This window comes from Kribbella lupini, assembly GCF_039529595.1.
In the GTDB taxonomy this organism is placed as follows: Bacteria; Actinomycetota; Actinomycetes; order Propionibacteriales; family Kribbellaceae; genus Kribbella; species Kribbella lupini.
This window is the reverse complement of record NZ_BAAANC010000001.1, coordinates 2,553,632-2,580,628: the sequence shown is the minus strand read 5'-3', so window position 1 is coordinate 2,580,628 and position 26,997 is coordinate 2,553,632. Positions and strand designations below refer to the sequence as shown.

At 69.0% G+C, this 26,997-nt stretch carries 27 protein-coding genes and 1 tRNA gene; 14 read left to right on the top strand and 14 right to left on the bottom strand.

Annotated features, from left to right (window positions below; all coding sequences use genetic code 11):
* The first annotated feature begins 9 nt into the window (after nt 1-9).
* Complete coding sequence (locus tag ABD235_RS11935; RefSeq protein WP_344173105.1) at nt 10-2,355, top strand: polysaccharide lyase 8 family protein; 2,346 nt, start codon at nt 10-12, stop codon at nt 2,353-2,355.
* Nucleotides 2,356-2,359: 4 nt separating this feature from the next.
* Here ABD235_RS11935 and ABD235_RS11930 read toward each other — a convergent pair whose 3' ends face one another.
* Complete coding sequence (locus ABD235_RS11930; protein WP_344173103.1) at nt 2,360-5,209, bottom strand: helix-turn-helix transcriptional regulator; 2,850 nt, start codon at nt 5,207-5,209, stop codon at nt 2,360-2,362.
* 221 nt (nt 5,210-5,430) lie between these two features.
* Here ABD235_RS11930 and ABD235_RS11925 point away from each other — a divergent pair, with 221 nt between their 5' ends.
* On the top strand, nt 5,431-8,370 hold the full coding sequence (locus tag ABD235_RS11925; protein WP_344173101.1) for a S8 family serine peptidase: 2,940 nt from the start codon (nt 5,431-5,433) through the stop codon (nt 8,368-8,370).
* Between the two features lie 123 nt (nt 8,371-8,493).
* A complete protein-coding gene (locus ABD235_RS11920; protein ID WP_344173099.1) occupies nt 8,494-9,270 on the top strand; it encodes a phytanoyl-CoA dioxygenase family protein in 777 nt (258 codons plus the stop codon).
* A 167-nt stretch (nt 9,271-9,437) separates the two neighbouring features.
* Here the strand turns inward: ABD235_RS11920 and ABD235_RS11915 are convergent, their stop codons facing one another.
* The gene (locus ABD235_RS11915) at nt 9,438-9,785 is read right to left on the bottom strand and encodes a TraR/DksA family transcriptional regulator (RefSeq protein ID WP_344173096.1); all 348 of its coding nucleotides are present in this window, start codon (nt 9,783-9,785) and stop codon (nt 9,438-9,440) included.
* A gap of 26 nt (nt 9,786-9,811) precedes the next feature.
* Here ABD235_RS11915 and ABD235_RS11910 point away from each other — a divergent pair, with 26 nt between their 5' ends.
* Nucleotides 9,812-10,117 (top strand): NIPSNAP family protein, encoded by a 306-nt coding sequence (locus tag ABD235_RS11910; protein WP_344173093.1) that lies wholly within the window; start codon nt 9,812-9,814, stop codon nt 10,115-10,117.
* 66 nt (nt 10,118-10,183) lie between these two features.
* On the opposite strand, the gene ABD235_RS11905 is transcribed toward ABD235_RS11910, so the two are convergent.
* Both ABD235_RS11905 and bla read right to left on the bottom strand, forming a co-directional pair.
* Nucleotides 10,184-10,387 carry an antitoxin gene (locus ABD235_RS11905; RefSeq protein WP_344173091.1) on the bottom strand — a complete coding sequence of 68 codons (204 nt, stop codon included), beginning with the start codon at nt 10,385-10,387 and terminating at the stop codon, nt 10,184-10,186.
* Nucleotides 10,388-10,566: 179 nt separating this feature from the next.
* Entirely contained in the window at nt 10,567-11,532 is a 966-nt protein-coding gene (gene bla / locus ABD235_RS11900; protein ID WP_425553108.1) for a class A beta-lactamase, read from the bottom strand.
* Between the two features lie 67 nt (nt 11,533-11,599).
* On the opposite strand from bla, the gene ABD235_RS11895 reads away from it, so the two are divergent.
* From ABD235_RS11895 to ABD235_RS11885, 3 genes are all read left to right on the top strand, one after another.
* Nucleotides 11,600-12,559: a LysR family transcriptional regulator gene (locus ABD235_RS11895; RefSeq protein ID WP_344173087.1), complete on the top strand. Its 960-nt coding sequence runs from the start codon at nt 11,600-11,602 to the stop codon at nt 12,557-12,559.
* Entirely contained in the window at nt 12,556-13,434 is an 879-nt protein-coding gene (locus ABD235_RS11890; protein ID WP_344173085.1) for a serine hydrolase, read from the top strand. Before ABD235_RS11895 ends, ABD235_RS11890 begins: the two co-directional genes overlap by 4 nt.
* A gap of 145 nt (nt 13,435-13,579) precedes the next feature.
* A tRNA-Leu gene (locus ABD235_RS11885) sits at nt 13,580-13,665 on the top strand.
* On the opposite strand, the gene ABD235_RS11880 is transcribed toward ABD235_RS11885, so the two are convergent.
* Both ABD235_RS11880 and ABD235_RS11875 read right to left on the bottom strand, forming a co-directional pair.
* Nucleotides 13,647-14,033: a hypothetical protein gene (locus ABD235_RS11880; RefSeq protein ID WP_344173083.1), complete on the bottom strand. Its 387-nt coding sequence runs from the start codon at nt 14,031-14,033 to the stop codon at nt 13,647-13,649. The genes ABD235_RS11885 and ABD235_RS11880 overlap by 19 nt on opposite strands.
* Before the next feature lie 128 nt (nt 14,034-14,161).
* Nucleotides 14,162-14,578 (bottom strand): carboxymuconolactone decarboxylase family protein, encoded by a 417-nt coding sequence (locus ABD235_RS11875; RefSeq protein WP_344173081.1) that lies wholly within the window; start codon nt 14,576-14,578, stop codon nt 14,162-14,164.
* 294 nt (nt 14,579-14,872) lie between these two features.
* Between ABD235_RS11875 and ABD235_RS11870 the strand changes: the two genes are divergently transcribed.
* Together ABD235_RS11870 and ABD235_RS11865 are read left to right on the top strand one after the other, a co-directional pair.
* Complete coding sequence (locus ABD235_RS11870) at nt 14,873-15,058, top strand: hypothetical protein (protein ID WP_344173079.1); 186 nt, start codon at nt 14,873-14,875, stop codon at nt 15,056-15,058.
* Nucleotides 15,059-15,197: 139 nt separating this feature from the next.
* A complete protein-coding gene (locus tag ABD235_RS11865; protein WP_344173077.1) occupies nt 15,198-15,755 on the top strand; it encodes a hypothetical protein in 558 nt (185 codons plus the stop codon).
* A gap of 160 nt (nt 15,756-15,915) precedes the next feature.
* Here ABD235_RS11865 and ABD235_RS11860 read toward each other — a convergent pair whose 3' ends face one another.
* Nucleotides 15,916-17,169: an amidohydrolase gene (locus ABD235_RS11860; protein WP_344173075.1), complete on the bottom strand. Its 1,254-nt coding sequence runs from the start codon at nt 17,167-17,169 to the stop codon at nt 15,916-15,918.
* Between the two features lie 265 nt (nt 17,170-17,434).
* On the opposite strand from ABD235_RS11860, the gene ABD235_RS11855 reads away from it, so the two are divergent.
* Entirely contained in the window at nt 17,435-17,899 is a 465-nt protein-coding gene (locus ABD235_RS11855; RefSeq protein ID WP_344173072.1) for a hypothetical protein, read from the top strand.
* Nucleotides 17,900-17,950: 51 nt separating this feature from the next.
* On the opposite strand, the gene ABD235_RS11850 is transcribed toward ABD235_RS11855, so the two are convergent.
* Nucleotides 17,951-18,409, bottom strand: a complete 459-nt coding sequence (locus ABD235_RS11850; protein WP_344173069.1) for a hypothetical protein — start codon at nt 18,407-18,409, stop codon at nt 17,951-17,953.
* 175 nt (nt 18,410-18,584) lie between these two features.
* The gene (locus tag ABD235_RS11845; protein ID WP_344173067.1) at nt 18,585-19,490 is read right to left on the bottom strand and encodes an AraC family transcriptional regulator; all 906 of its coding nucleotides are present in this window, start codon (nt 19,488-19,490) and stop codon (nt 18,585-18,587) included.
* Nucleotides 19,491-19,572: 82 nt separating this feature from the next.
* On the opposite strand from ABD235_RS11845, the gene ABD235_RS11840 reads away from it, so the two are divergent.
* Nucleotides 19,573-20,376 (top strand): NAD(P)H-binding protein, encoded by an 804-nt coding sequence (locus ABD235_RS11840; RefSeq protein WP_344173065.1) that lies wholly within the window; start codon nt 19,573-19,575, stop codon nt 20,374-20,376.
* 250 nt (nt 20,377-20,626) lie between these two features.
* Entirely contained in the window at nt 20,627-21,547 is a 921-nt protein-coding gene (locus ABD235_RS11835) for an alpha/beta fold hydrolase (RefSeq protein WP_344173063.1), read from the top strand.
* A 79-nt stretch (nt 21,548-21,626) separates the two neighbouring features.
* On the opposite strand, the gene ABD235_RS11830 is transcribed toward ABD235_RS11835, so the two are convergent.
* The 5 genes from ABD235_RS11830 to ABD235_RS11810 all read right to left on the bottom strand — a co-directional run bounded on the left by ABD235_RS11830 (nt 21,627) and on the right by ABD235_RS11810 (nt 26,017).
* Nucleotides 21,627-22,862 (bottom strand): MFS transporter, encoded by a 1,236-nt coding sequence (locus tag ABD235_RS11830; RefSeq protein ID WP_344173061.1) that lies wholly within the window; start codon nt 22,860-22,862, stop codon nt 21,627-21,629.
* 76 nt (nt 22,863-22,938) lie between these two features.
* The gene (locus tag ABD235_RS11825) at nt 22,939-23,856 is read right to left on the bottom strand and encodes an NADP-dependent oxidoreductase (RefSeq protein ID WP_344173059.1); all 918 of its coding nucleotides are present in this window, start codon (nt 23,854-23,856) and stop codon (nt 22,939-22,941) included.
* A 14-nt stretch (nt 23,857-23,870) separates the two neighbouring features.
* A complete protein-coding gene (locus ABD235_RS11820; RefSeq protein ID WP_344173056.1) occupies nt 23,871-24,518 on the bottom strand; it encodes a nitroreductase family protein in 648 nt (215 codons plus the stop codon).
* Nucleotides 24,519-24,578: 60 nt separating this feature from the next.
* The gene (locus ABD235_RS11815) at nt 24,579-25,373 is read right to left on the bottom strand and encodes an isocitrate lyase/PEP mutase family protein (protein ID WP_344173053.1); all 795 of its coding nucleotides are present in this window, start codon (nt 25,371-25,373) and stop codon (nt 24,579-24,581) included.
* A gap of 95 nt (nt 25,374-25,468) precedes the next feature.
* Nucleotides 25,469-26,017, bottom strand: coding sequence for a carboxymuconolactone decarboxylase family protein (locus ABD235_RS11810; RefSeq protein WP_344173051.1), 549 nt, complete (start codon nt 26,015-26,017; stop codon nt 25,469-25,471).
* A 176-nt stretch (nt 26,018-26,193) separates the two neighbouring features.
* On the opposite strand from ABD235_RS11810, the gene ABD235_RS11805 reads away from it, so the two are divergent.
* Together ABD235_RS11805 and ABD235_RS11800 are read left to right on the top strand one after the other, a co-directional pair.
* Nucleotides 26,194-26,388 carry a hypothetical protein gene (locus tag ABD235_RS11805; protein WP_344173049.1) on the top strand — a complete coding sequence of 65 codons (195 nt, stop codon included), beginning with the start codon at nt 26,194-26,196 and terminating at the stop codon, nt 26,386-26,388.
* Nucleotides 26,388-26,984: a sulfite oxidase-like oxidoreductase gene (locus ABD235_RS11800; RefSeq protein WP_344173044.1), complete on the top strand. Its 597-nt coding sequence runs from the start codon at nt 26,388-26,390 to the stop codon at nt 26,982-26,984. Before ABD235_RS11805 ends, ABD235_RS11800 begins: the two co-directional genes overlap by 1 nt.
* Nucleotides 26,985-26,997: the final 13 nt, after the last annotated feature.

Below are 26,997 nucleotides of genomic sequence, written 5' to 3'. Positions count from 1 at the left end.
GGAGACACTGTGCGACGCCGGACCTTCCTGACCCTCTCGACCGCGGCCGCCGCGGCCACGACGCTCAACCTGCCCACCGCCTCCGCCGCGGCGCCCGCCGACTTCGCCGCGCTGCGCGCCAAGTGGGCCGCCGACCTCACCGGCCGGGACGTGATCGACCCCGCCGACCCGGACTTCAAGGCCGCCCTCGGCCGGATCGACGCCGCCGTCGCGTCCTCGCTCACCAAGCTCGACCGGTCCACGACGCGCACGCTCGTCTTCACGGACCAGCCGCTGACCGCCGACCCGTCCGTCGCGAACACCTACGTCCGGCTCGAGCAGATGGCGACCGCCTGGTCGACGCCCGGCTCGGCGTACCACCAGGCGCCGGCGCTGCTGGCCGACGTACTGGCGGCTCTGGAGTCGATGAACACGCTGATCTACCAGGCGGGAACCGTTGAGTTCGGCAACTGGTGGTCGTGGGAGATCGGCGCGACGCGGCCGCTCGCGTCGACGATGGTCCTGCTGTACGACGAGATCCCGGCCGAGGCGCGGGACCGCTACTGCGCCGCGATCGACCACTTCGTCCCCGACCCGTATTACATGTTTCCGCCCGCGCGCCGCGCTCTCTCGACCGGAGCGAACCGCGTCGACCTGTGCCAGGCGATCATCGTCCGCGCGCTGGTCACCGACGACGAGGCCAAGCTGGTGCACGCGCGCGACGGCCTGAGCGACACCTGGCAGTACGTGACGACCGGCGACGGGTTCTACCGCGACGGCTCGTTCGTGCAGCACACGTGGGTCGCCTACACCGGAACGTACGGGCACGTCCTGCTCAGCGGGATCGGCAAGCTGCTCGCTCTCCTGGCCGGATCGCCGTGGGAGGTGACGGACCCCAAGCGGCAGATCCTGTTCGACTCGGTCGCGAAGGCGTACCTGCCGGTGGTGCACGACCTGCGGATGACGGACTTCGTGCGCGGGCGGGCGGTGTCGCGCTCGAACGCGTCCGACCACGACGACGGGTACACCGCCGCCGAAGCCATCCTCAGGCTCGCCGGTGGCGTCGACGCGGCACTGGCCGCGCGCTGGCGGTCGGCGGTGGCCGGCTGGGTACGCCGGGACACGTACGGGAACATGTTGACCGGGGCAACGATCCCGCGGGTGGCGCTGGTGAAGTCGCTGGCCGGGGTCACGCCCGCGGCCGAGCCCGACGGGCACACGCTGTTCGCGAGCATGGACCGGTCGATCCACCGGCGCGGCGGCTGGGCGTACGCGATCTCGATGGCGAGCCGGCGGATCGCGTACTACGAAGCCGGCAACGGCGAGAACGACCACGGCTACCACACCGGCTCGGGCATGACGTACCTGTACGACCGCGACAACGGCCAGTACGCCGACGCGTTCTGGCCGACGGTCGACCGCTATCGGCTGCCCGGCACCACCGTCGACAAGCTGCCCTTGCCGCCGAAGGCCGGTGGGGAGTGGGGTGCCGCCCGGCCTGCCACCGCGACCTGGGTCGGCGGCTCGACGCTGGCCGGCTACGCCGCTGTCGGCCAGGACCTCGAAGCGCCTTCGTCGCCGATGCGCGCCCGGAAGTCCTGGTTCTGCTTCGACGAGTACGTCGTTGCCCTCGGCGCCGGAATCACGGGGACCAGCGGGCACGCGGTCGAGACGGTGATCGAGAACCGCAACCTGCACGCCGGTGGCACCAACAAACTGGTCGTCGACGGCGCTCTGAAGGTCCCCGCTCTGGGCGACACCGCCGATGTCGCCCGAGTGCGTTGGGCCCACGTGGAAGGCGTCGCCGGTTACGTGTTCCTCTCTTCTCCGGGCGCTGCGACGACGGTGCGCGCGTTGCGGGAAGCGCGGACGGGCTCCTGGCGGGACATCAACACCGGTGGTTCACCGACCCCCATCACTCGTCGGTACCTCACGCTGTGGTTCGACCACGGCGTCGATCCCGCCAACGCGTCGTACGCCTATCTCGTTGCTCCAGGAGCGAGCGTCGAGCGAACGCAGCAGCTCGCGCGCTCGTCCGCACTCCGTGTGCTGGCGAACACGGCGGACGTCCAGGCGGTCGCACACTCCGGCCTGACCCTCGCCAACTTCTGGCGTCCCGGCCACGTCGGCAACCTGTTCGCCGGTCATCCGCTGTCCGTCATCCAGCGGCAGCGCGGCCGAGACATCGAGATCGCGCTCTCCGACCCGACCCAACTGGCGACCACGATCAGCCTCCGGGCGGACCTGCCGGGAGCGCGGGTGGTCCAGGCCGACGAAGGTGTGACCACCCGCCGTACGCCGCGGGGCGTGGAGATCACCGTGGACGTCCGAGGCGCGGCCGGCGCGAGCCGGGTGGTGAAGCTGCGCGTGGGGTAGGGGATCAGCGCGCAAGCTCGGCGCGCGAACTGACGCCGAGCTTGCGCAGCACCTTCGCGACGTGTTGCTCGACCGTGCGCGGCGAGAGGAACAGCACCTCGGCGATCTCCCGGTTCGTGTGCCCGCTGCCGAGGAGTCGCGCGACCTCCCGCTCGCGCGGCGACAGTTCCGTGCCGTAGCCCTTGCGCCCTCGCCGCGACGGCGCCGTCGCGCCCCGGCCGCGCAACTCGTGCCGGCAGCGAGCGGCGTCGTACGTCGCTCCGAGCTGATCGAAGGAGTCGGCCACCGTTGCGAGCGCTGCCAACCCGGCCGACTCGTCCAGCACCAGCTCGCAGTGCGCCGCACGCTCCGCGACCAACGCGGCGAAGTACGGCGCCAGCAGTTCGGCGTACTGGCGCTGAGTCCCGCGATAGAGCGCGATCGCCGCCTCGTGCTCACCCGCGGCCTCGGCCAGTTGGGCACGCACGCACTGCACCGCGATCAGGCTCAGTGGCGCGTCCAACCCGTCGACCTCGAGATCCAGCTCGTCCAGCACCCGCTGCGCCTCGTCGCGCTGCCCGTCGGCGAGCAGCGCGGCCACCGCGGCCGGCGTGATCTCGCCGGCCCAGGCCCAGACCTGCTTGCGGCGAAGGAGTTTCAGCCCACGGCCGGCCGAGTCCAACGCGGCGGGGAGGTGGCCGCGGGTGAGCTCCATCCAGGTCTGCAACGCGAACCCGCTCAGCGCCACCGGCGCGATCGCATCCGGCGGATTGGGTACGCCGGTCGCGGCCAGATGTTCCTCCGCCTCAGTCCACTCACCGCGCGCCACCGCCAGCCCGGCCAGTGCGAGCGACACCTCGCTGGTCACCGGGAACAGGTCCCGGTACTCGTCGAGCAACTGCCCGGCCCGCTCGTCCAGGCCCGCCCACTGCCCGGTGATCCAGTCGATCCGCGCCTGCGTCGATCGCGCCGTACTGACGACGAAGGGCGCCCCTGAGTCCGTCGCGAACTGCATCCCACTCCGCAGCAGCTCACCGGCCGTCGCCAGATTCCCGATCGCCGCGCAGGCATCGGCCAGGTTGCAGTGCAGCCGGGCGAGCTGGCGCTGCTCGGCCGGGTCTTCGCTCGGCTTGTTCAGTACGGCGAACTCCTCCCAGACCCGCCCGTCACCGGTGTGCAGCCGCGATGCCAGCAGGTTGGCCTGCAGCGACGTGGTGAGGACGAGATCCGTGGTCGTGCGCAGGCCTGCGTCGGCCCGCACGGACCAACGCCGAGTCTGATCGAGCGACGCGGTGCCGAGCCACGGTTGCGCGAGGACCGCGACGCCCTTGGTCACCAGGTCGGGACGGGCGCCGAGGTCCGGGATCGCGCGCTCGATCTCGGCGCGTCCGGCGGCGACTCCGCCGTCGGCACGGATCAGCAGCAGGCCGGCGTACAGGCGGACTTCACCTCGTACGGCGGGGGAGAGGCGGTGGTCGGTGAGCAGGCGGCGCAGCGTGTCCATCGGGTCCTGCTGATCAAGCCCCGTGTACGCCGCCAAGCCGAGCTTGGCGGCGAGCCGGTCGACCGCGGTGCTGGGCAGGTCCGGCTCCGCGAGCAGGCGCTGGAGCAACCGGGTCGCGGTCGCGGTGTCGCCGATCTCGGTCCCGCGGTCCGCGGCGGACTCGGCGTACCGGCGCCAGTCCTCGGTCCGCCCGGCGCGCCGGCTGTGCTCGGCCAACTGCAGCTGCGGCTGGGGATGCGCGGTGGCGAGCAGATCGGCGATCCGGCGGTGCAGGCCCTGTCTGCGCGGACCCGGGAGGCTGTCGTACACGGCCTGCCGGCCGAGCGCGTTCCGGTACGCGTACCGCCCGTCGCCAGACTCCCGCAGTACGCCGGCCGAGAGCGCTTCGGTGAGCGCTCTCTCGACGCGATCGGGCGGCAGCTCGGTGATCCCGCCGAGCAACTCGGTCGTGATCGGTACGCCGAGCACCGCGGTCGCGCAGCTGACGGCTCGGGCCTGTGGGGCGAGGCTCGCCAGGCGCTCGGCCATCGCGTCCCGGAGCAGCGCCGGCACCTCCACGTGGTCAAGCAGCCGACGCGTCGTCCGGCCGTCGATCGGCTGCGGGAGAGTCCGCACCGCTTCCTCGACCACGAACGGGATGCCCGCGGTCCGCTGGTGGAGCAGCGTGGCCAGGTCGGTTCCGATCGTCTCCGCGCCGAGGATCGCGGCGGTCAGCGCCCGGACGCCGGCGACGTCCAACGGTTCGAGGGCGATGATCGCGTTGGGCAGCCCGACCGGCGGCCGGTACGCCGTACCGAGCGGGGGGCCGGTGGTCAGGTCCTCGCGGCGGTAGGTGACCACGACGGAGAGGTTGTCCGGCGGGTCGGTCATCAAGAAGCGCAGCAACTGGCGCGACCCGTCGTCGGCCCAGTGCAGGTCCTCGATCACCAGCAACGCCGGGCCGGCCGCTGCGAGCAGTTCGCGGATCGCACGGAAGACCTGGTGCCGCTCGGTGGCCGGATCACCGGCAGGCTTGAGCGCCGGCGGGAACCGGTCGGCGAGCTCCGGCAGCAGCGGCCGGAGTACGCCGGTGAGCGGCGAGAAAGCGCTCTCTGTGCGCTCCGGGAAGTTTCTCAAGGCCTCGATCACCGCGCCGTACGGGAACGGTTCGCGCAGCGGCTGGCAGTAGCCGATCATCCGGTGCAACGCGGTGACTTCCGGCTGCTGCAGCAGCTCACGGACCAGGCGGCTCTTGCCGATCCCGGCCTCGCCCTCGATCAGCGCGACCGACGCGCCCCGGCCGACCGTGCCGCTGAGCAGGCGCAGCTCGGCCTCCCGGCCGACCAGCACCGGTGAACTCGTTCGGACCAACCGATCGACCGCGCGGGCCATGGGCAGCTCCCCGTCCAGGTGGAGGTGAGCCTAGACCCCCGCGCCGGAAGGGGAAACCGGCCGCGCGTGTCCAAAAGTCGCGTACCCCTACCTAGTGCCGCCCGGATTGTTCCGCTGCGGGCCGCGGGCAACAGTGTCCGGACCGGTCGCCCCGCCCCTCTCGTCCCCGGCGGCCGCGCCCCGGCGGCCGCCCGCCGCCCGGGGGAACGAACGGAGATGACATGACCGCCCATCTGTCTGTGCGCCACGGCGCCTACGGTGCGATCGCGTGCCTCGGCCTGGCGCTGCTCGGCCCACCCACCGCCGGCGCCGCTGTTGCGCCCGAAACCCCGAGTCCCTCGATCCGCGGCGCGGGAGCGCCGGGCACGATCCGCGGCCAGTACATCGTCGTGCTGAAGGACGGCGCCCGCAGCACCGCGTCGACGCTCGCCACCCGGTACGGCGGCCGGGTGAAGCTCACCTACACCACCGCGCTGCGCGGCTTCTCCGCCCAGCTGTCCGAGGCCGAGGCACTCCGCCTCGCAGCGGATCCCGACGTGAAGTACGTCGAGCAGGACGGCGTCGCCAAGGCCGTCGAGACCCAGCGCAACCCCACCTGGGGCCTGGACCGGATCGACCAGGCCAAGCTGCCGCTCGACCAGTCCTACACCTACCCGACGAAGGCCTCGAACGTCACGGCGTACATCGTCGACACCGGGATCTACAAGACGCACTCCGACTTCGGCGGCCGGGCGACCGACGGCTACGACTTCATCGACAACGACGCCGTCGCCCAGGACTGCAACGGTCACGGCACCCACGTTGCCGGGACGGTCGGCAGCACGACGTATGGCGTGGCCAAGGGAGTCGCGCTGGTCGGTGTCCGGGTGCTCAACTGCCAGGGGCAGGGCGAGTGGTCGCAGGTGATCGGCGGCATCGACTGGGTGGCGAAGAACGCCAAGAAGCCCGCCGTCGCGAACACGAGCCTCGGCGGTGAGGCGAACTCGTCGGTCGACGACGCGGTCCGGCGTGCGGTCGCGGCCGGCGTCACGTTCTCGGTTGCTGCCGGCAACGACAACGGCGCCAACGCCTGCAACACCACTCCGGCCCGGACGCCGGAGGCGATCACCGTCGGCTCGACCGACAACCAGGACAACCGGTCCAGCTTCTCCAACCTCGGCTCGTGCCTGGACCTGTTCGCGCCCGGCTCGGGGATCACCTCGACCTGGAACAACGGCGGGACCAACTCGATCAGCGGTACGTCGATGGCCACCCCGCACGTCAGCGGCGCGGCCGCGCTGTACCTGGCCGGCAACCCGGGCGCGACCCCGGCCGCAGTGGCGTCGGCGCTGACCGGCAACGCGACGCCGAACGTGGTCAAGAACCCGGGCAGCGGTTCGCCGAACAAGCTGCTGAACACGACCTTCATCGGCAGCGGCGACCCCGAACCGCCGACCTGCGCGGGCGGTACGAGCACCGAGGACGCGGTCGTCCCGGACGCCGGCGCGGCCGTGTCGACGGCGACCACGATCACCGGTTGCGACGGAAACGGCACCAGCTCGACCAGCGTCAAGGTGGACATCAACCACACCTACACCGGCGATCTCCAGGTCGACCTGGTCGCGCCGTCGGGCGCCGTACTGAACCTGCGTCGTCCCGGCGGCGTCGGCTCGGCCGACGGGTTGCACCAGACCTTCACCGTCAACACGTCGGGGGAGACGCGCAACGGCACCTGGAAGCTGCAGGTCAAGGACGTCTACCGCTTCGACACCGGCACGCTCGACGGCTGGTCGATCAACTTCCAGCCCAGCGCGCTCAGCTACGAGGGCGACGTCGTACCGGCTCGGCGTGGTGCGGGGGCGGCGTTCTACAACGGGCAGGACGCGACCGTGAGCGAGTTTCCCGCCATCATCGCCGGCTTGCGCGCGGGTGGGACGCGACCGCAGGGCCAGACCTGCACCGGCGCGGTGATTGCCCCGCGCAAGATCCTGATCGCCGCGCACTGCGCCGACGCGGCGGGCGAGAAGAGCTTCCTGTACGGGCTCGACGACCTGAACGCCGGCGGCGGGACGCGGGTCGCGGTGGTCGACTACAAGAAGCACCCGAAGTACGTGAACTTCGACCAGGGGTACGACGTCGCGGTGGTCACGACCGCCACCGACATCCCGGTCGCCGGTGGTCGGTACGCCCAGTTCGCGACCTCGGCCGACGCCGGGCTGGAGCGGCCGGGCGGTAGCGGGCTCGGCTTCGGGTACGGCAAGAAGGACTTCGACGACACCACCCGCGACGTCACGCTCGACAAGGCCACGCTGCCGGTGGTCGACGGGGCACAGGTCTGCAACGGGGTCGGCGCCGGGTTCAAGCCCGCGACGATGGTCTGCGCCGGGTACGCCGACGGCCGCACGACGATCCTGCCCGGCGACAGCGGCGGTCCGCTGATCGTCCAAGGCAAGGTCATCGGCGTCGCGTCCTGGAGCCGGTCGGACTTCCGCTGGTACAGCGTGTACGGGCGGCTGACCAACGAGATGGGCGACTGGGTCAAGCAGCAGGTCGGCGACGCGCCGCCGCAGGCCGACTTCCGGATCGGCGTCCAGCCGAGCGCGGTGAAGGTTGCTAACGGCAAGTACATCTCGACCACGGTGACCAGTACGGCGGGGCAGGGCGGTGCCGAGAACGTCAACCTGACCGCGTCCGGCCTGCCTTCGGGGGCGTCGGCAACCTTCCAGCCCCCGTCGATCAGCACCGGCGCAGCCGCCAAGCTCACGCTGGAAGCCGGTACGGCGGCCGCGGGCAGCTACTCGGTCACGGTCAGCGGCACGAACGCGGCCGGCAAGACGTCGACGGCAACGCTCACGCTGACCGTCGAGGGCGGTCAGCCGCCGGCCGGCGACGTACAGGTCACTGCTACGCCGTCCAGCGGATCGGTCGCCCGGGGTCAGTTGGCGCAGACGACCGTCAAGGCCGCTGGTGGCACGGGCAACCTGACGCTGACCGCGACCGGGGCGCCGGCCGGGACGCAGGTGTTCTTCAACCCGCCGACGATCGGGCAGAACGGGTCGAGCAACGTCTGGTTCTTCACGAACTTCCAGACGCCGGCCGGGAGCTACCCGATCACGCTCACCGCGCGGTCGGCGGACGGGAAGACGGGGACCACGCGGTACACGCTGACCGTCACCGGCTGACGGTCCCACCTGGGCGCCGGGTCACCGTCTCGGTGGTCGGCGCTCAGGTCGCGCGGGCGGCGTCGTACGGGCAAGCTTGGAGCTGGGAAATCCTTTTCCGATCCGTGAAGAGAGGACCGACTGATGCTCGAGCCCGTCGTCGGCAAGGGTCAGCTGACCGAGACCGACCGCTTCATCTTCGAGTCGTGGGGGTACTTCGTCATCCCCGGCGTCCTGACCAAGGAGGAGGCCGCCGAGGCCTACGACGTTTCGCAGCGGCTGCACGAGAGCCGGGACCGCGAGTTCGGGCAGATCGGCCGGACCTACGAGAGCGAGCCGGTGCTCGAGCGGCTGATCGACCATCCGGACGTGCTTCCGAAGGTGCAGGGGCTGCTCGGCGATCGATTCGTGCTGCAGGCCGGATGGAACACCATGCAACCCGCGCACGCCGGCAACGGTGGCTGGCACCAGGACGGATCGTCGGCCTTCGACTTCAAGGACCTCGGCTACCCGGTGCCGCTGCTCCAGCTGCGCGTGTCGTACCTGCTCACCGACCAGACGGTGCCGGGCATGGGCAACATGGAGCTGATCCCCGGCAGTCACCGCTCGCGCGTCGCTCTGCCCGATTCGATCCGTGAGAGCAAGGGCGACATCTCGATCGGCCATGTCATCTGTGCCGAGGCCGGAGCCGCTCTGGTCTTCCACAACGGCGTCTGGCACCGGACCTTCCGCCACGACGGCGACTACGACCGCTTCACCACGCACTACGTGTACAGCCCGCCCTGGGTCCGCGCCGCCGACCGCTTCGGCAACGACCCCGAGTTCCTCGAGCGCACCACACCGCTGCGGCGCGCGCTGATGGGGGAGTTCGCCCGGCCGGACGCGCCGTTCGGCGCGAACTACGAGCCGCTGCCGATCTGAGGCCAACTTTGAGCACCGCTCAGCCGCCCGAACGGCGAATTTCTGGCTGGCCGGTGCTCAAAGTCACCGGGGCGGGGCCGGGAGACCCAGTACGTCGGTGAGCGGCTTGCTGCGCGCGTCCAGCGGTTCGCGACGCGGACCGTTTCTAGGCCCGAGCGGCGCGGCGGTCACGTCGCGCACTCGATGCACGTGGTCGCCGTCGGCCGGGCCCGGAGCCGCTCGATCGCGATCGGGCGCCCACAGTTCGCGCACACGCCGTACCCGCCGGCCTCCAACCGCTCCAACGCGCCGTCCAGCTCGTCCAGCCGCCGGCGGGCGTCCTCCAGGAACGTCCCGGTCTGCGACCGCTCGAACGCGATCGTCGCCCCCTCGGGATCGTGCTCGTCGTCGGTCGACACCAGCCGGGACGCCTCGACGATCACCTCGAGATCGCGGGAGAGCGCGTTCACGCGTTCCGCCGTACGGGCGCGCTCGGTGGTGAGCAGGTCGCGCAGGGCGTCGTCGGAGGGCGTCATCGGGTCTCCTTCAGTACTGTGCGCCCATGATCACCTGTGTTGTCGAGTACGTCATCGACCCGGCGAAGGTCGCCGCCTTCGAGGAGTTCGCGCAGCGCTGGATCGAGCTGGTCAACCGCCACGGCGGGACCCATCACGGCTACTTCTTACCCTCGGAAGGCGCGTCGGACAAGGCACTCGCCCTGTTCAGCTTCCCGAGCCTGGCGGCGTACGAGGAGTACCGGAAGCTCTTCGGTGTCGACCCCGACTTCGTCGCCGCGGACCGGATCCGCGACGAGTCCGGCTGCGTGCTGCGCTACGACCGGTCGTTCATGCGGCCGTTGCTGTCCTGATCTTGCCCGGACCCGCGGACGGGCCGCGAGCTGAACGCCCGCGGCCCGTCCGAGAGGTGGCTTTCCCTACTGGATGTCGTCGTCCTGACCGTCCAGCCCGTCGAGCTTGTCCTTGGCGAAGTCCGTGCCCTGGTCGATCTTGTCGCCGTGCTCGCCGCCGGTCCGCTCGTTGGCCATGTCACCGGCCTTGTCGAGCCCGTCGCTGACCTTGTCGCCGTGGTCGTCGACCGCGCCGGTGGCCTTGTCCTTGAGGTTGTCGAAAACGCCCATGTCGCCGGACTTCCTTTCCTGAAGGTTGTCGCGCCTGGCGGTCCATCGCCCCCTCCGCAGGGCACGTGACCGAGGCACTTTCTGACAGGTCGTACGAGGCTCTGGTGCCCATCGCGTCCGTTGCCAAACGCAAGCGGCTCGTCACGGTGCTGTTGCCTGCGGCATCAGGCATTTGCCGGTCACGACAGGGTGGACGCGACAACCTTCGCCGCTCCGGCGACCAGCCGGTTGTCGTACTCCGCCCCGGCCTCGTGGCGGTTGGTGAACACCGCGACGACGATCGGCGCCCGGCCCGGCGGCCAGATGACAGCGAGGTCGTTGCGGCCGCCGTACGTGGACGTGCTGCCGGTCTTGTCGCCGATTGCCCACCCCTTCGGGAAGCCGGCGCGGATCAGTTCGTCGCCGGTGGTGTTGGTCTTCAACCAGTTGGTGAGCTGTTGGCGCTCCGGCGTGGCGAGCGCGTTGCCGAGCACGAACGTCTTGAGATTGTTGGCGAAGGCACGCGGCGTACTCGTGTCGCGGGGGTCCTTCGGGTCCCAGACGCTCATGTCCGGCTCGATCCGCTCCATCCTCGTCGTGTCGTCGCCGAGTTGCCGCAGGATCGTGTCGAGAGCCTTGGGGCCGCCGAGCTCGGCGAGGAGGAGATTGGCGGCGGTGTTGTCGCTGTAGCGAACGGTCGCGTCGCAGAGGGCGGCGAGCGTCATCGCGGTGTGCTTCTCGGTGACGGGGGAGTTCGGGACGTGGTCGGCCTTCGAGTACTTGACCACCTTGGTCATGCCGGCGAGCTTGTTCTTCCGCAGAACGGCGCCCGCGACGAACGCTTTGAAGGTCGACGCGTAGGCGAAGCGGGCGTCGGGGTTGTAGGCGATCTCGCGGCCGGTGCCGGTGTCCACGGCGTACACGCCGAGGCGTGCGGCGAACTGCTTCTCCAGTTGGCGGAAGCTTTCGGCGTACGGCGTTGTGGTGGTGGTTGTGCTCGGTGTGGTGTGTGACTCCGACGAGCTCGCGCTCGGCGGCGCGGGGGAGTCGCCCTCGGCCGCACCGCCGCTCCCGCACGCGGCCAGCGGCGCGACGACGAGCGCGATCACCGTCGCGAGGATCCTCTGCTGCTGAATGATCAACCTCCTGCTCCGGCTCGTCCCCAGCGGCGAGCTGTCCTCCTACTCCACCCGCCCGCACCCATGCAGGTCCAATGCGCAAACGCTCGAACTGATGCTGAACCGGCATAGCATGGCGCGGGTGGATCTGGTCGGAGCATGTCGCGCCTTCGTCAGCGTGAGCGAACGGGGAAGCTTCACCGTCGGCGCCGCCGCACTGCGGATGTCCCAGTCGGTGGCGTCCCGCCGCGTCGCCGCCCTCGAGGAGCGGTACGGCGAACGCCTTTTCGAACGCACCGCCCGCCGAGCCGTCCTCACCCCGTTCGGCCGCGAACTGCTGCCGGCGGCCCGCCAGGTCGTCCGCGCCGCCGACGTCCTCGACCACGAGGCCGAAGTCGCCCAGCGCCGCCCGTGGCGCCTCGCCGTACCGGGTTCCTGCTCCACCGCGTCCCTGGCCCACCTGATCGCCGAGGCCCGCCGCCACGACGTAGTACTGGAAGTCTGTGTCGCCACCGCCTCGGAACGAGCCGACCTCCTGCACTCCCAACAAGTCCGGGCGGCCCTCCTCCCCGCACCGCCCGACGAGTCCCACTGGTCAGTCCCTCTGGGGCTGGCCGGCGACCTCAACGTCACTCGCGTCTACGTAGCCACCCTCCGCCCATCCCGTAGGCCGGCTGCGCGAGCCCGAGCGACCTCCGCGCCGGAGACGGCCGCTGCGCGAGTGTTCTCCCCGCCGACGGGCGCGGCGGCCCGGCGGATCTGGATCCAGCCCGAGGACGACGTACCGCACATCCGAGACCCGCTCACCCGCCTCCGCGACGCCGCCGGCCTCCGCCCCTCCCAGGTCGCGATCGCCCCGGACCTCACGACGGCCGCCGCCGAGACCCTCTGCTCCGGCGACCTCCTGCTCTGCTCACCCGACCAGGCCCATGACCTGGGCCTCACCTGGCGCCCGATCGGCGATCTCACCCTCGCCCGAGGCTTCGCGCTCACCGCCGCCCCCGCGGTCGACGCCGACTTCCTCCGCACCCACCTGTCCGACGCCGTAGCCCGCTGCCTCGGAGTACAGCAGTGACCGAAAGCCTCCTGCGCGCCGTCCGCCAGGACCTCACCGACGGCGGCCTCCAAGCCAGCCTCCTCGTCCGCAACCTGCAGACCGGCGACGAGCTAGGCCTCGACCCCGACGTACAGCTCCCGTCGGCCTCCCTCGTCAAGATCCCGCTGGCCCTGGCGACTCTCGAACGCATCCATCGCGGCGACCTCGACGGCGCCCAGGCGATCGAGGTACCACCCGGCCGCCTCACCGCCCGCGGCCCGACCGGCCTGAGCCGGTTCCGCCACCCGTCCTGGATCGCCGTCGACGACCTGATCTACCTCAACACCTGCCTCAGCGACGGTACGGCGGCCGACGCGCTCTTCGCCCTCACCCCACCGTCGTACGTCGCCGACCTCCTGCACACCTGGGGCCTGGACGGCATCTCCGTCCGTCACCCGATGCGCGAGCTCACCGACACCCCCGCCGACCGCCTCGACGAGACCCACCTCGCCCACACCCTCGCAATAGATGCCGCCAGCAACATCCCCCAGCTCGACCCCACCCGCGCCAGCTCCGGCACCGCCCGCGCCTACACCAATCTCCTCGAAGCCCTCTGGACCCCGTCCGCCATCCCCGCCCCGATCGCGGCAGCCGTTCGCGGCTTGATGGCCCACAACCTCCACCGCCAACGCCTGACCCCCGATTTCTCCTCCGACGCCACCACCTGGTCCTCCAAGACCGGCACCCTCCTCAACCTCCGCCACGAGATCGGCGTCGCCGAACACTCCGACGGCACGTCGTACGCCGTCGCCGTCCTCACCCGCAGCACCGTCCCCGCCGCCACCCAACCCGCCGCCGAGTCCCTGATGTCCACCGCCGCCCGCACCCTCCACGACCACCTCCGCCAGCTCTGACCCCGCCCTCCCGTGGCCCCACCCCACCAGTCCCACCAGCCCCACCGCCCTCCCCACGACACCCCCAACCCCCCGATGTGAATTTCCCCCAGAACCTTTGCTACTGTTCTCCGGTCGGCGCCACTGAGAAGTGCGCAGACCACCCGTCCGGGTGGCGGAATAGGCAGACGCGCTAGCTTGAGGTGCTAGTGCCCTTTACGGGGCGTGGGGGTTCAAGTCCCCCCTCGGACACAGACCTTAACCACACGCGGGCTGATGGAGACATCGGCCCGCGTTTGTGCGTCGTCGTACGTGATCGCCAGCCCAAGAGCCCTGTAGAGTTCGGCCAGGTCCTCCCGGCTAGCACTGTCCAAAACGCGTGCCATGTCGCCGAGTTCGGTGATCATCTTCCGGATGTCGTCGCCAGTCAGCCGTTGGGTCGGTTCGATCGCTGCGAGCGCAGCCTCGGCCTCTACACCGTCGGGGGATGCTCGAGCGCGATCACCGCGGCTGGGCAGCAGGGTCCGCGCAGCGCAGCGGTAGAAGATCGCTTGCTTCCGCGGAGCGGCCTTATCTTCCGCCTGCACCGGGAACACCGAATCGTCGACCGCAGGACGCACGCCCGCTTCTCGGCGACCCTGTTGCGGTCCCGCTTCGAGAAGTTGGTAGGCCCGGGGAGCGCCGTGACCTGGATCCATGGGATCAGCGACGACGACGTCGCCGAGGCTCCGGATTAAAGCCAGGTCCTCTACCCGGCGTTCGCTGCGGCTTCGGCAAAGACCTGCTGGGCGATCGCGTAGCTGTCGAAAGCGCGTGCAACGCCTGCGTAGACGGCGATCTGGACAAAGGCTTCGACGATCTCCTCCGGGGTGACGCCTTGATGGAGGGCGATGCGCAACTGCCCGCGGAGCGGTTCGAGGATGCCGAGGCTGGCGGCGATGGTCACCGACACCAAGGCACGGGTGCGGGTGTCGAGGTGCTCGGTTCGGGGCCAGGCGTCGCCGAAGGCGTGCATGGTCGCGATCCGCTTGAAGTCCGCACCGTTGGCCGGTTCGTCAGGGCCGGCCTGAAGGAACTGTTCGAGCCGGATGCCGAGCATCTGCTCGGCCGTGTCGAGAGCTCGCGCGAATTCGGGTTCGGGTGCCGGCGTGCTGGTGTCGTTCATGGTCGGTGTCCTTTCGTGGTGTTTTACGGGTCTCCGGGCGCCTGGAGGAGTTCGTACGCCGCCTGGCAGTCGCGGAGTGCGCTGTGGCTGCCGTTGAGGGGGAGCCATCGGCGGCGCAGTTGCCAGTCGGTACGGCGGTCCATGGGGCAGGCCCAGTTCGCGACATCGGTCTTATGTCAGGTGCAACTCGCCGGATTGCCTGATCTCTTCCCTTAGTTGATCTCTGGTCCAACCTCGAACCGTTCGCCGTCGCCTGCGAACACGTCACCGGGACGGACTCGCTCCGTCTGCAGGATGAAGACACCTGGTCCGGCACGAATCGCCGGGATCGGCGGTAGGTCGCCGGATCAGCCGACGAGCCGGTGGTACGGGCTCACGGGCATGGTCGCGCTCGGGGCGGGGATGGTCCTGGTGACGGCAGTTGCCGTCGTCGACCTCGTCGCCGTGGCGGAGGCCTGGCTCGGGATGCTGTCCCGCTAGCGAAACAGGCGCCTTCACCTCGGTACTCAGCATCTCCTTCGGCCTCACCCAGGTCGTGGCTCCTCTGGCCTGACGGACCATCCGTACTACGACCATGGTCCGATAGCCGCTGCCCGCGCCCTCGGGCAACGATCGACCCATGAAGCAGAAAGAGACCTCACCCCACAAGTCCTTCGGCCGCCTGCGGACAGGCTTGATCGCCCTCGCAGCCACCGCTGCGGTAACCGCAGGCGGAACGGTCGCCTGGTCGGTCGCGAACCCCACCGACGACAAGCGCCCTCAGCCCACGCCCACCACCCACCCCACGGACGACAGGGGCGGCCTCCGCCCGGCGTCATCCCGGACGACGCCCGAGGCCGGCGACGACAAGGGCGGGCTCCGGCCCTCGTCGTCGCGCACGACAGCCGAGCCAGGCCACGACAAGGGCGGCCTGCGTCCGTCGTCGTCCCGCTCGAAGGAGCCAGGCGACGACAAGGGCGGACTGCGCCCCTCGTCCTCTCGTACGACATCCGAGCGAGGTGACGACAAGGGCGGCCTCCGGCGCCCGTCCGGGCACCGGTCGGCTGAGCCGGGCGACGACCACGGCGACCACCACGGCGACCACCACCGCTCGACCACCGAACCAGGCGACGACAAAGGCGGACATCACGGATCCCACTCGGGCAAAACGTCCGACGACCGCCGCGGTCATCACTAGCCTGAACCGCTCAGACGCCGAGGATGAAGCACCGACATGTTCGCGCCCGGACCACACGCGAATAGGACTGATCGAGACATCAGCCACCCGCGTGTTTCCGTTGGAGGAGACGCCCAGGGCGCCAAAGGTCAGGTTGCCGGCGAGAGCCTGTCCGTTTCCGTCATGGCTTGCCGAGCCACGTGAGGGCCGCGACGACGAGTGCTTCGACGCCTGTGGTCAGGGTTGGCTCGATGACTGGGGCGAAGTACGGCGAGTGGTTGCCCGGTAGTTGATCGATGCGGCCCTCGGCCCAGGCGGCGAGGGTGGGCTCGGTCTCGAGACCGCCCCAGAACCAGAACACGGTGGGGACCTGTAGCACCTCGCCGAACACGCCGACGTCCTCGCTGGCGTTGACCTGTGGCATCTGCTGAACTCGCTCCGCACCGAAGTGCTCGATGAACGCGCCGATGGTGGTTTCTGTCGCCCTTGGGTCGCTCACGAGCGCGGGCACGCTGGAGAACCATTCGAGATCTGGTTCGGCGACGGCGGCGCTGGCCGTGGACTCGGCGCGGGCGATGCGCTCGATGGCGCCGCGGACGAGGTCGCGCGTCTGTGGGGTGTAGGTGCGGATGTTGACGCCGAGCTCGGCTTTGTCCGGGATGATGTTGTCTTTGGTGCCTGCGTGCAGACGGCCGACGGTGAGGACGGCCGACTCGGCCGGTGCCACCTCACGGGCGACGATGCCCTGCAGGCGGGTGACGAGGTTCGCTGCCATCAGCACCGGGTCGATTGCCGCCTCGGGGCGTGACCCGTGGCCGCCCTGGCCGTGCAGCGTGATGTTGAGGGAGTCCGCTGCCGCCATGACCGGTCCTGTGCCGTACCCGATGAAGCCGGCGGGCAGCGGTGCGACGTGCTGGCCGAGCACGATCTCCGGTCGGGGAAAACGGTCGAACAGTCCGTCGTCGATCATTCCGCGTGCGCCGACGGCTAATTCCTCGGCGGGCTGGAACACCACCAGCAGCGTTCCCCGCCACTGCGCCCGCGCCCGCATCAGCAGTGTGGCGGCGCCGACCAGGCAGGCCGCGTGCATGTCGTGACCGCACGCGTGCATCACCGGAACGTCTTGGCCATCGCGGTCCACCGCGCGGAGCGTGCTGGCGTACGGCAGGCCGGTCTTCTCCTCCACCGGCAGCGCGTCGAAATCGGCTCGCATCATCACCACGGGACCCTCGCCGTTGCGCAGTACACCCACGACGCCGGTGACACCCACTTGCTCCGTGACGTCGTCGAAGCCGGCATCGCGCAGGCGCTGCGCCAGTACGCCGGCCGAGCGCTTCTCCTGAAGTGACAGCTCGGGATTCTGATGCAGGTCCCGATAGAACTCGGCCAGTTCCTCCCGAAGCTCCGAGAACTCCCCGACGACAGCCTCGATCATGACGCGACCTCCTCTGGAACCGTCACGTGCACGATACTCCCGAGTTCCCCGCCAGCGACGGTCGTCAGAGCACCGAATCGTCGACCGCAACGGGCATGCGACCGAAACGGAGACGCCTTTACTCGAAAGCGGGCTTCAGGAGATCTCCCTAGCGCTCTCCGGCGGTGCCTGAAAGCGATCTGAAAGCGTCGCCCGTGTGATTGAGGAGGGAAATCAGTGACGCGTCAGCACTAGCTGCATCGATCGCGACTACGGAGGAGATCAGATGGCGTTGGGAAGAATCAGAAAGTGGGCGGCTGCGACGGCCGTGACGATGATCGCCGCGACAGTTCTCGTTCCTGAGGCGGCACGGGCGCAGGCGGCACCGGACGTCACGGCCGGACCGACGGCGTGGGCGCCGAGGGTCGATCCCATGTTCCCGAACGAGTACGTCATCCGGGACGTGTCGAGCGCTTCCCGCAACGACGAGCTTCGGAAGTGCCGCAGTGAGTACGCCTGCTTCTCGGTCGGTCAAGGTGACGGCCGGCACACCATCTTCCGCCTGTACAGGTGCGAAACGCGGAACCTGTTCTCGTTCATCAATGCGCTCGCCGTCTACAACAACCAGACCGGCGGGGTCAGCATCGAGTTCTGGGGAAACAACTACTACCGCCATGTTCCCCCGGACCGCACGATTCACCTGATCGAGGACTACGCGACGTACGACTTCTTCAAGACCGATCTGTGCTGAGGCGAGCAAGTGCCTGCCGACGTCGGCGTGGCCTGCGCCGACGTCGGTGCGTCAGTAGCCGCCGCGACTGTTGACGATGAAGGGCGAGTTGGCGTTCTTGCCGTTGGTGCCGACCAGGAAGTTCTGACCCGTGCAGCGGTCGCTGCTCCAGACGCGCTGGGTGATGCTGGTCTTGTTCCAGAAGGAACGGCTGCCGAGGTAGTTCTCGTTCGGCTGGACCTTCCGGCAGTCTCCGGACCGGATGGGCTGGCCGACGAGGATGGAGTTGTTCGGCGAGGTGTAGTTCGGGCTGGTCCAGAAACACATGACGCCGTTGGTGTAACACTGACTCAAGGCCGCCGGGCCGAACCAGTTGGTCGGCGACGAGCTCTGCTCGGCGGGAGCGGCAGCAGTTGCCCGAGCTGTTTCGATCCGGTCCGGCTGTCCCGGCACCGCTTGGGCAGCGGTGCCGAAGAAGCCGGCTCCGAGCAGGATGGTAGTTGCCGACAGCATCATCATTCGGTGGTGCATGCGCGCTCCTCGGTTCGAGTCGGTGTGATCTTGAGGAACCGTAGAAGCCGGCGCTTTCAAAGTGCTGTCAAACGCGACCCACCCGGCGCCCAGGACTTCTGAGTTGAACGCCGGTTCGCAGAACCGAGCTGGGATCGGGATCCCGGCCCTCGATTCGGGTCCGTTCTCGGAGGAATCAGCGGCTGACAGGCAGGTCTCGGGTTTGGCATCGCCAGCGACCTGGCGGTACGCCGTGGAGGCGGCGGAAGGCGGTGGCGAAGGCGTATTCGTTGCGGTAGCCGGCGTCGGCGGCGATGCGGGACAGGGGTGCGTTCGTGCGGGTGAGTGCGTCTTCGGCGCGGCGCATGCGCAGGGCGGTGAGGTAGCGGGCGGGGGACTGGCCGACGACGGCGGTGAAGTGCGCGGAGAACGCGGCGCGGGACATGCCGGCGACGGCGGCCATCGTGGTGACGGTCCACGCGTCGGCGGGGTTGGCGTGCATCGACTGGAGGACGCGCTCGAGGTTCGGATCCGCGCCGGCGCGGTACCAGCCTGGCGGTTCGGCGTCCGGGCGTGACCACCAGGCGCGCAAGGTGTAGACGAGGTTGAGATCGAGCAAGCGGTCGAGCAGCGCCTGCTGGCCGGGTCCTTCGGTCGCGGCTTCGGCGGCCAGCAGGTCGATCGCCGCCGCGTGGCGCGGGGCGAGCTGCGCGGCTTCGAGGACGGCGGCGCGAGGCAGGGCGCGGAGGAGGGAGTCGCCGATGCTGCCCTCGATGACGTAGGCGCCGCAGAGGATCACGGCCTCCGGCTCGCATGCTGTCGAACCTGCCGACCGGGCCTCGGAGATCGGCTCAGCCGGTGTCCCGGGCGCGCTCACCAGCCGGTACGGCGTACCGGCTGTCACCAGTACGACGTCGCGCGCTCGCACTGAGATCGGCGGGCCGTCGGACAGTTCCAGCCATCCGCTGCCCTTCAGCAGCAGATGCGCCGTGAGCGGCCGCGTGCCGCTGAACTCCAGGCCCCACGGCGCGTTCCGGGTCAGTACGGAGAACACAGCCCCGCTGGCCCGGGCCTGCGCCAGCTCGTCGGCCAGGATGTCCATGCTGACCAGCGTAGACGAACACAAAGGAAACCAGGACAAACACTAATTGTCCGTCCAGCCACCGAGCCCTACCGTCAAGGGCATGGCTACGTTTCTCATCCTCGGCGGTACCGGCAAGGTCGGCCGCCGCCTGTCCCGCCTGCTCGAACAGGACGGACACATCAGCCGAGCCGTCGGCCGCTCGACCCCGCTGCCGTTCGACTGGAATTCACCGGCCACCTGGGAACCGGCGACAACCGGTGCGGACGGGATCTTCGTCGTCGGCCCCGGCTCCGCGACCGACTGGAACCCTCGGCTGACCGAGTTGCTCGAGACCGCGTCCGGAGTCAGTCACGCCGTACTGCTGTCTGCTCGCGGCGTGGAGTTCCTGCCCGACGGCAACGTCGCGCGCGCCGAGCAGGCCCTGCGTACGGGCCCGCTGCCGTGGACGATTCTGCGCCCGACGCACTTCGCGCAGAACTTCACCGAGGCCATGTTCACCCCGGTCGACGGTCGCATCGTCGCTCCTGTCGGCGAAGGCGCGCAGCCGTTCGTCGACGTCGCGGACATCGCCGAGGTCGCGGCCCGCCTGCTCACGACCGGTACGGGGAAGGGGGAGACGATCGAGTTGTCCGGACCGCGCGCGATCACCTTCCACGACGCCGCGCGCATCCTGACCGAGGCCACCGGTCGACCGGTCGAGTTCCACGACGAGAACGAGGCAGAACACGCCAACGCACTCCGGGTGACCGGGACTCCCGAGGAGTACATCCGCTGGAGACTGGCCATGCTCGGCGGAATCCGCCGCGGCGACGACGCCTACCTGAGCGACGGCGTGGACCGCGTGCTGGGCCGTCCCGCGACGGACTTCGCGGCGTGGGCAGCACGCGAAGCCGATGCCGCCTGAGCATGGTTTGCTGCCTGCATTCGCAGCCACTCGAGCGCGGCGGCTGGAGTTCGACGGCGAAGTCACTCTGGCGGCAGATCTTCCCGTGCGTCGACCGCGCACGTTTCAGCTGGTCAGCGTGGGTCGGATTTCGTCTCGTTGTTCCACATCCGGAACATCGTGCAGCGGCCCTGGGGATCCAAAGTGACCAGCCAGAGGTTCTCGAACGTGCCATGAACTTCGGCTCCGCGGCGCGATTAAGGTTGTGGTCGTGACTTTCACCCAGGTCTCCGTGCGCTGCGGCCCGCTGGACATGGCTGTCGAAACGACAGGACCCGAGGACGGCTGGCCCGTCGTGCTCCTGCATGGGTTTCCCTACGATCCGCAGTGCTTCGAGGTAGCCGCGGCCACGCTCGCGACCGAGGGGGCGCGCGTGCTGGCGCCGTACCTGCGTGGCTTCGGCGCGACCCGCTTCGTCTCGGACTCGACGCCCCGGTCGGGGCAGCAGGCTGCGATCGGCCGGGACGTGCTGAACCTTGTCGAGACGCTCGAACTGCGGGCGCCGATCCTGGTCGGCTACGACTGGGGCGGCCGTGCGGCGTGCGTCGCGGCGGTTCTCCGGCCGGACCTCGTCGGAGGTGTCGTGGCTCTCGGTGGCTACTCCATCCAGGACATCGCCGCCGCGTCCGCCGAGCCGGCACCGCCGCAGGAGGAAAGCGTCGACTGGTACCAGTACTACTTCCACAGCGAGCGCGGCCGGGCCGGCCTCGCTCGCTACCGCCGCGAGTTGACCGCCCAGTTGTGGCGCGAGTGGTCGCCGGCGCGCCCGATCGCCGACGCGGACTTCGAACGAACGGCGCCGTCGTTCGACAATCCCGATTTCGTGGAGGTCGCCATCCACTCCTACCGGCACCGCTTCGGTCTCGTACCTGGTGCCGAGCAGTACGAGGACGACGAGCGGCTCCTGGCCGCCCTCCCGCCCGTGGAGGTGCCCGCGATCGTTCTGGACCCCACGGAGGACCCCGCGCTCAAGCCCCGACCGCGCGAGCAACACGCCGCTCGGTTTCCGCGACTCCTCGACTACCGGCGGATCGAGAGCGGACACAACCAGCCGTTCGACGCACCCGCGGCCACTGCTCTCGCAGTACTGGACCTGCACGCATTCTTGAAGTCGACGACGGCGGAACCGTAGGCGAAGGCAGTTCAGGTGACCGCGGAAGATGATCGGCGGTTGCCGCAGAGCTGCTGCGACTGATGGACGGGATGCGAGCTCACACCAAACGCCGTTCTTGGTTCTGTTGTTGCTTCGGGCCACGGGCGAGGAGGACGGTGAACACGGTGCAGAGGAGCGCGAGAGCGCCGTATCCGAGCGCGATGTGCGGCAATGGATGGGTGGTGGAGAGTCGGGCGGAGATCAGACTGGGGATGGTCGCGCTGCTGTAGCTGAGGAGATAGACCACGGAGAAGATCGGTGCCCGGTCGGACGGCGCACTACTGAACAACAGGCCGCGGATGGCGGCGCTGATCGCGATGCCTTGAGCGGCTCCGGCGACGACGGATGCAGCGAGGAACAACGGCAATGCACCGTTCGCGATCGCGGAGAGCAGCCCGATCCATCCGGCAAGGAAAGCGGTCATGCCGATGCGCTGGGCGGCTGCCGGCGAGAAACGTCCGCCGAGGGGAGCGCCCAGGGCGCTGGGACCCATGTACGCCGCGAAGACCAGTCCGATCACGAGCGAGTTGTTGGTGTGAAGTCGATCGGCGACCAGCGCGGGAACAAAAGCCTGGTAGAAGGCTCCGGTGGCCCAGGTGGCCAGAAACACCGCGGCCGCAGCTGGGAGCAGGCGCCTGAGCCGGGCTGGTACACGAACGCTCGGTCGTAATGATCGCCAACCGCCCCGCGCCAGGGCCACGGTCTCCGGGCTGATGACGACGAGCACAGCACACAGCAGGAGCACGACGATCAGGATCAGGTAGATGAGATCACGTGGCCACGGGCCGAACTGAACGAAGGCGCCGGAGGCAACGGCTCCGACGGCCAGACCGAGCATGACCGTTTGGCTTGACGCGACGGAAGCCAGCCAGGCCGGCCTGGTGGGGGCGGCGTCGACGACGTACGCGGTGAGACTGCTGCTGGCCAGGCCGGCACCGAGGCCCATCAGGAACCGGCCGGCGATCAGAATGCCGATGTCGTGCACCTTCAAGAGCAGCAGACAGCCCAGTACGAGCAGCGCGAGGCTGGCGATCGCGGTCGGTCGTCGACCCACGTAGGTGGAGAGTCTGCCCGCCACCAGGAGCGTGCCGAGGGTGGCGGCGGAGTAGGCGACGACCGTCAATGAGATACCCGCGTTCGTGAACCCTTCCTCGGCGCGGTAGATGTTGAACAAAGGGATGGTCGAACCCACCGCCGCAAACACGGCCAGCAACGACACAACGGCGGAGAAAAACGCGAACCGGAGCCGTCTGTCTTGGCGGGTCGGGTCGCTCGATCCTGTCAGCTGTCGCATCGAGCTGTGCCCTTCTGCTGCAAGGTCGGGCCGTCGGGCTGACTGCCCCGAGGCCCGACCACTTCTGCCCGTGTTCTCAGGGCCGGACGCGAATGACGGTCTTGCCCTTGGCTCGCTCACCGGAGTTGAAAGCGGCGACGGCATCGTCGAGCGTCGTGGTCGTTCCGATGTTGGTGCGCAGCCTTCCTTCCTGCACCCGCCGCGCGATCTCGGCGAGCTGGGAGCGGTCGGCCTCGACGACGAAGTCCACCACCAGGCCGTCGGTCGGCCGGGCCTCGATCACGCCGGTGATCGACACCAGCGATCCGCCAGGCTTGATCCTCGCCACGGACGTCTTCTGGATCTCGCCGCCGATGACGTCGAAGACCAGATCGACCGGGCCGACGTCGTCCAGCGCGTCGTTCTCGAGGTCGACGAACTCGTGGGCGCCGAAATCGAGCACCTTCTCACGATCGGCCGCCCGGCCGGTGCCGATGACGTAGGCGCCGGCTTCGCGGGCCAGCTGCGTCACCATCGTTCCGACCGCACCGGCCGCGCCGTGCGCGAGGACGCTTTGCCCCGCCTGCAGGCGGCCGTGCTGGAACAGTCCCTGCCACGCGGTCAGCCCCGAGATCGGAAGGCTGGCGCCGACGGCGAAGTCAAGGTCGCCGGGCAGCGGCGCGACGTTGCGGGCCTCGATCGCCGTGTACTCCGCCAAGGTGCCGTCGCGGTGCCAGTCGGCGATACCGAACACTCGCTGGCCCACCGACAGCCCCGTCGTACCGTAGCCGAGGGCGCTGACCACTCCGGCCAGCTCGTGGCCGGGGATCGAGGGGGCCCGGCTACGGCCGGCCCGGTCGACCCAGGTCGACGGCCACTCCAGCTCGGTGGAGATCCACCCCGACGCATGCACCTCGACGATGACGTCGTTGATGGCTGCTGTGGGCTCCGGACGCTCGGTCAGCGTCAGGCCGGCCGCTCCGGCGGCCTCGTCGTTCACGATGATTGCTTTCATCAGGTTTCTCCTCTCTAGACGAAAGTGAACAACTCGTCGGTGTCGAACCGCGAGATGGGGTTGCTGTACTGCTTGCTGGGGTCGGGATAGCCGAGCGCCAGCAACACGGTCGTGGCGTGTCCGGTCTCGCGGATCTTGAACGCCTTGTCGACGCTGGCCGGGTCGAATCCCTCGAGTGGCATGGCTTCGACACCGAGTTCAGCGGCCGCCATCATGGTCAGACCCAGCGCCAGGTAGGTCTGCTTCTCCATCCAGTGGTTCACGTCCTTGTAGCCGAAGTTGCGCAGGTCGAGGAAGTCGCGGGTCATGGACTCCCACAGCTCCTGCTTGGCCGGCTCCGGGAACCGGCCGTCGGCCCTTTCCTTGCTGAACACCGCCTCGATGTGGCTCTCCGGCAGATGTGCCCGAGTAGTCAGGATGATGGTGTGCGAGGAGTTCAGGATCTTGCCGGCGTTGTCCTGGAAGCGTTCGCCCAGGTTGTCCGCGAGCTGCCTCTTACCTTCGGGCGTGGCGATGACGTAGAAGTGGTTCGGCTGCACGTTGGTCGACGAGGGCGTCGACCGGAGGAACCTCAAGAGCTGCTGAAGGGTCTCCTCCGGGACGGTCCTGGTCGGGTCGAAGTACCTGGTGAGGTGCTTGCTCATGAGCTTGTCGAGGTCCATGGCGGTCTGCTTTCTTTCGGGCAACCAGTACGGCGAATGGTTGGTTGGTCGGGGTGCGTGCTAGTTCTTGCCGCGGGCAAGGAGTTCACCTATGCGCTCGAAGCTGAGTCCTGTCGCCGCGGCGGCGAGGTTGCCCGCGACGAGCGCATCGGTGGCCTCTGCCAAGGCGCCCATCGAGTGCGTGTAGAGCCAAGGGCCCAAGCTGATGCGTTTGACACCGGCCTTCTGCAACTCGGCAACGGTCAGTACTTCGTCGGCAGGCGACACAAGGACGTTGACCGGTTTCGGTGCGACCGCGGAGACGATCGCGCCCAGTGCCTCGAGGTCGGGTGGGTACGGGGCGTAGAGCACGTCGGCGCCGGCCTCGGCGAAGGCCGTCAGGCGCCGGATGGTGTCGTCGAGATCGGGCCGGCCCTGGATGAAGTTGTCGGTGCGGCCGGTGATCACGATGCGGCCCTTGGCCGCTTCGACGGCACGGCGTACACGAGCGACGGCGTCGTCGAAATCGCGGATGGGCTGGTCGGGATCGCCCGACGTGTCCTCGATGCCGATCCCGGCAAGGCCGGACTCGACGGCGGCCTGCACCGTCGCGGCGACGTCCTCGGGGGAGTCGCCGTACCCGTCCTCGAAGTCCCCGTTGACAGGCAGTCCGCTGACGGTGGCGAGCAGTCGCGCGTGCTCGAGGTGTGTCTCACGGCTGACTGCATGACGTCCGTCGGCCACGCCGAGCGTGGCGGCCAGGGCCGCTGACGACGTCGCAATCGCTTCGAAACCGGCATCGGCCAGCATCAATGCCGAGAGTCCGTCCCAGGCGTTGGGCATGACGAATCCACCGTCGCGGGTGTGCAGTGCCATGAACTTCTCGAAGAGTTCTGAGCCCGGCATGTCGCATCTTTCCTCGGGTCGTGTGGGCGGTGGACGGTCTGGGGGCCGCGGGTGCGGCGCTCAGGTCAGCTCGAGGAGCCGACCGAGTCGACAGCGGGGATGTCGATCTCGGGCTGGTTGACGTTGTTGATGAAGTTGGTGAGCAGGGCCTGCACCGCGACCGTGATGATGGCCAACACGTCCGGGTCGGTGTAGCCGGCGTCTCGTACGGCCGCGAGGTCGCCGTCGCTGACCTGTCCGCGGGTGTCGACCACCCGGCGAGCGAACCTGGCGGCTGCCGCTCGCCGGGGATCGGTCGAGCTTCCGGCCCGGGCGAGCTCGATCTCCTCGCCGGACATTCCGCCGTACTCGGACGACACGTAGGTGTGCATCGCCAGGCAGTAGGCGCACTCGTTGGCCTGCGACACAGCCAGCGCGATGACGTGCCGGGTCTTCGCGTCCAGAACCCGGCTCATGGTGCTTTGCAGGGTCGTGACCGCCTCGAGAACGGCCGGGTTGGACGCGATCGTCGTGAACATGGCCGGGACGAACCCGAGCGTCCCGCCCACCTTGTCGAGGATCTGCCGCGGGCCGGCGGGGACGTCCTCCAAGGACGGCGTGTTCAGGCGTGACACAGCGAATCCACCTCCAGTAAGGGTTTGTGACTCGTTAGCGTCGACCTGGATCCGGTTCTTACCGCCGCGGTGGTGCGTGAGCATCACGGCGTTTCGAATCGACAGAGCAGTTGGTCACATCTCCTCCGTGGTGAGGAAAGGTCCAGGGCGTGGCGTGACACAGGGGAGACATGCCTATGGAAACAGTTGCGAATTCGGTGCAGTTGCCGCCGCTCGACAACCCGAACGAGCGAGCGGCTGTTGGTGCTGAGCTGCAGGCCGCGCTGCACGATCTGATTGATCTGGTGACGCAAGAGGTGCTGATCAGGGTGGTCGGCACCTTGGAGAAGCAGCAGTGGCTTCTGCGCGTGCAGGTGGGGGAGAAGGCCTGATGGCCGTCACCAGAGGGTTCTCCGGTCGTCGTCCCGCGGACTCCTCGAGAGTGCCGCCGGGGCAGTACGTCACCCGCGACTTCCCGGTGCTGTCCGCGGGACCCACGCCGTTCACGCGGCTGGAGGACTGGGATTTCACTGTTCGTGGATCGGTGGACAGTCCGGCGTCGTGGTCGTGGGCAGAGTTCCAGGCATTGCCTCGCGAGAAGTTCACCGTCGACATCCACTGCGTGACGAAGTGGACGAAGCTGGACATGCCGTGGTCGGGCGTGTCTCTCGACACCTTCCTGGATGCGGTGGCAACCACGGCGACTCATGCACTGGCCTTCTCCGACGGCGGCTACACGACGAACGTGCCGCTGGCGGACCTGCGCGGTGGAAAGGCCTGGATCGTCGACGAGTACGACGGGAAGCCGCTCGATCCGGAGCACGGCGGGCCGGCCCGGCTGCTGGTGCCGCACCTGTACTTCTGGAAGAGCGCGAAGTGGATCCGCGGCCTGGAGCTGCTGACTGAGGACCAACCCGGTTTCTGGGAGAGGTACGGCTATCACAACTATGGAGACCCGTGGAAAGAGCAGCGCTACTACGGCGACTGACCTGGCAGACCGT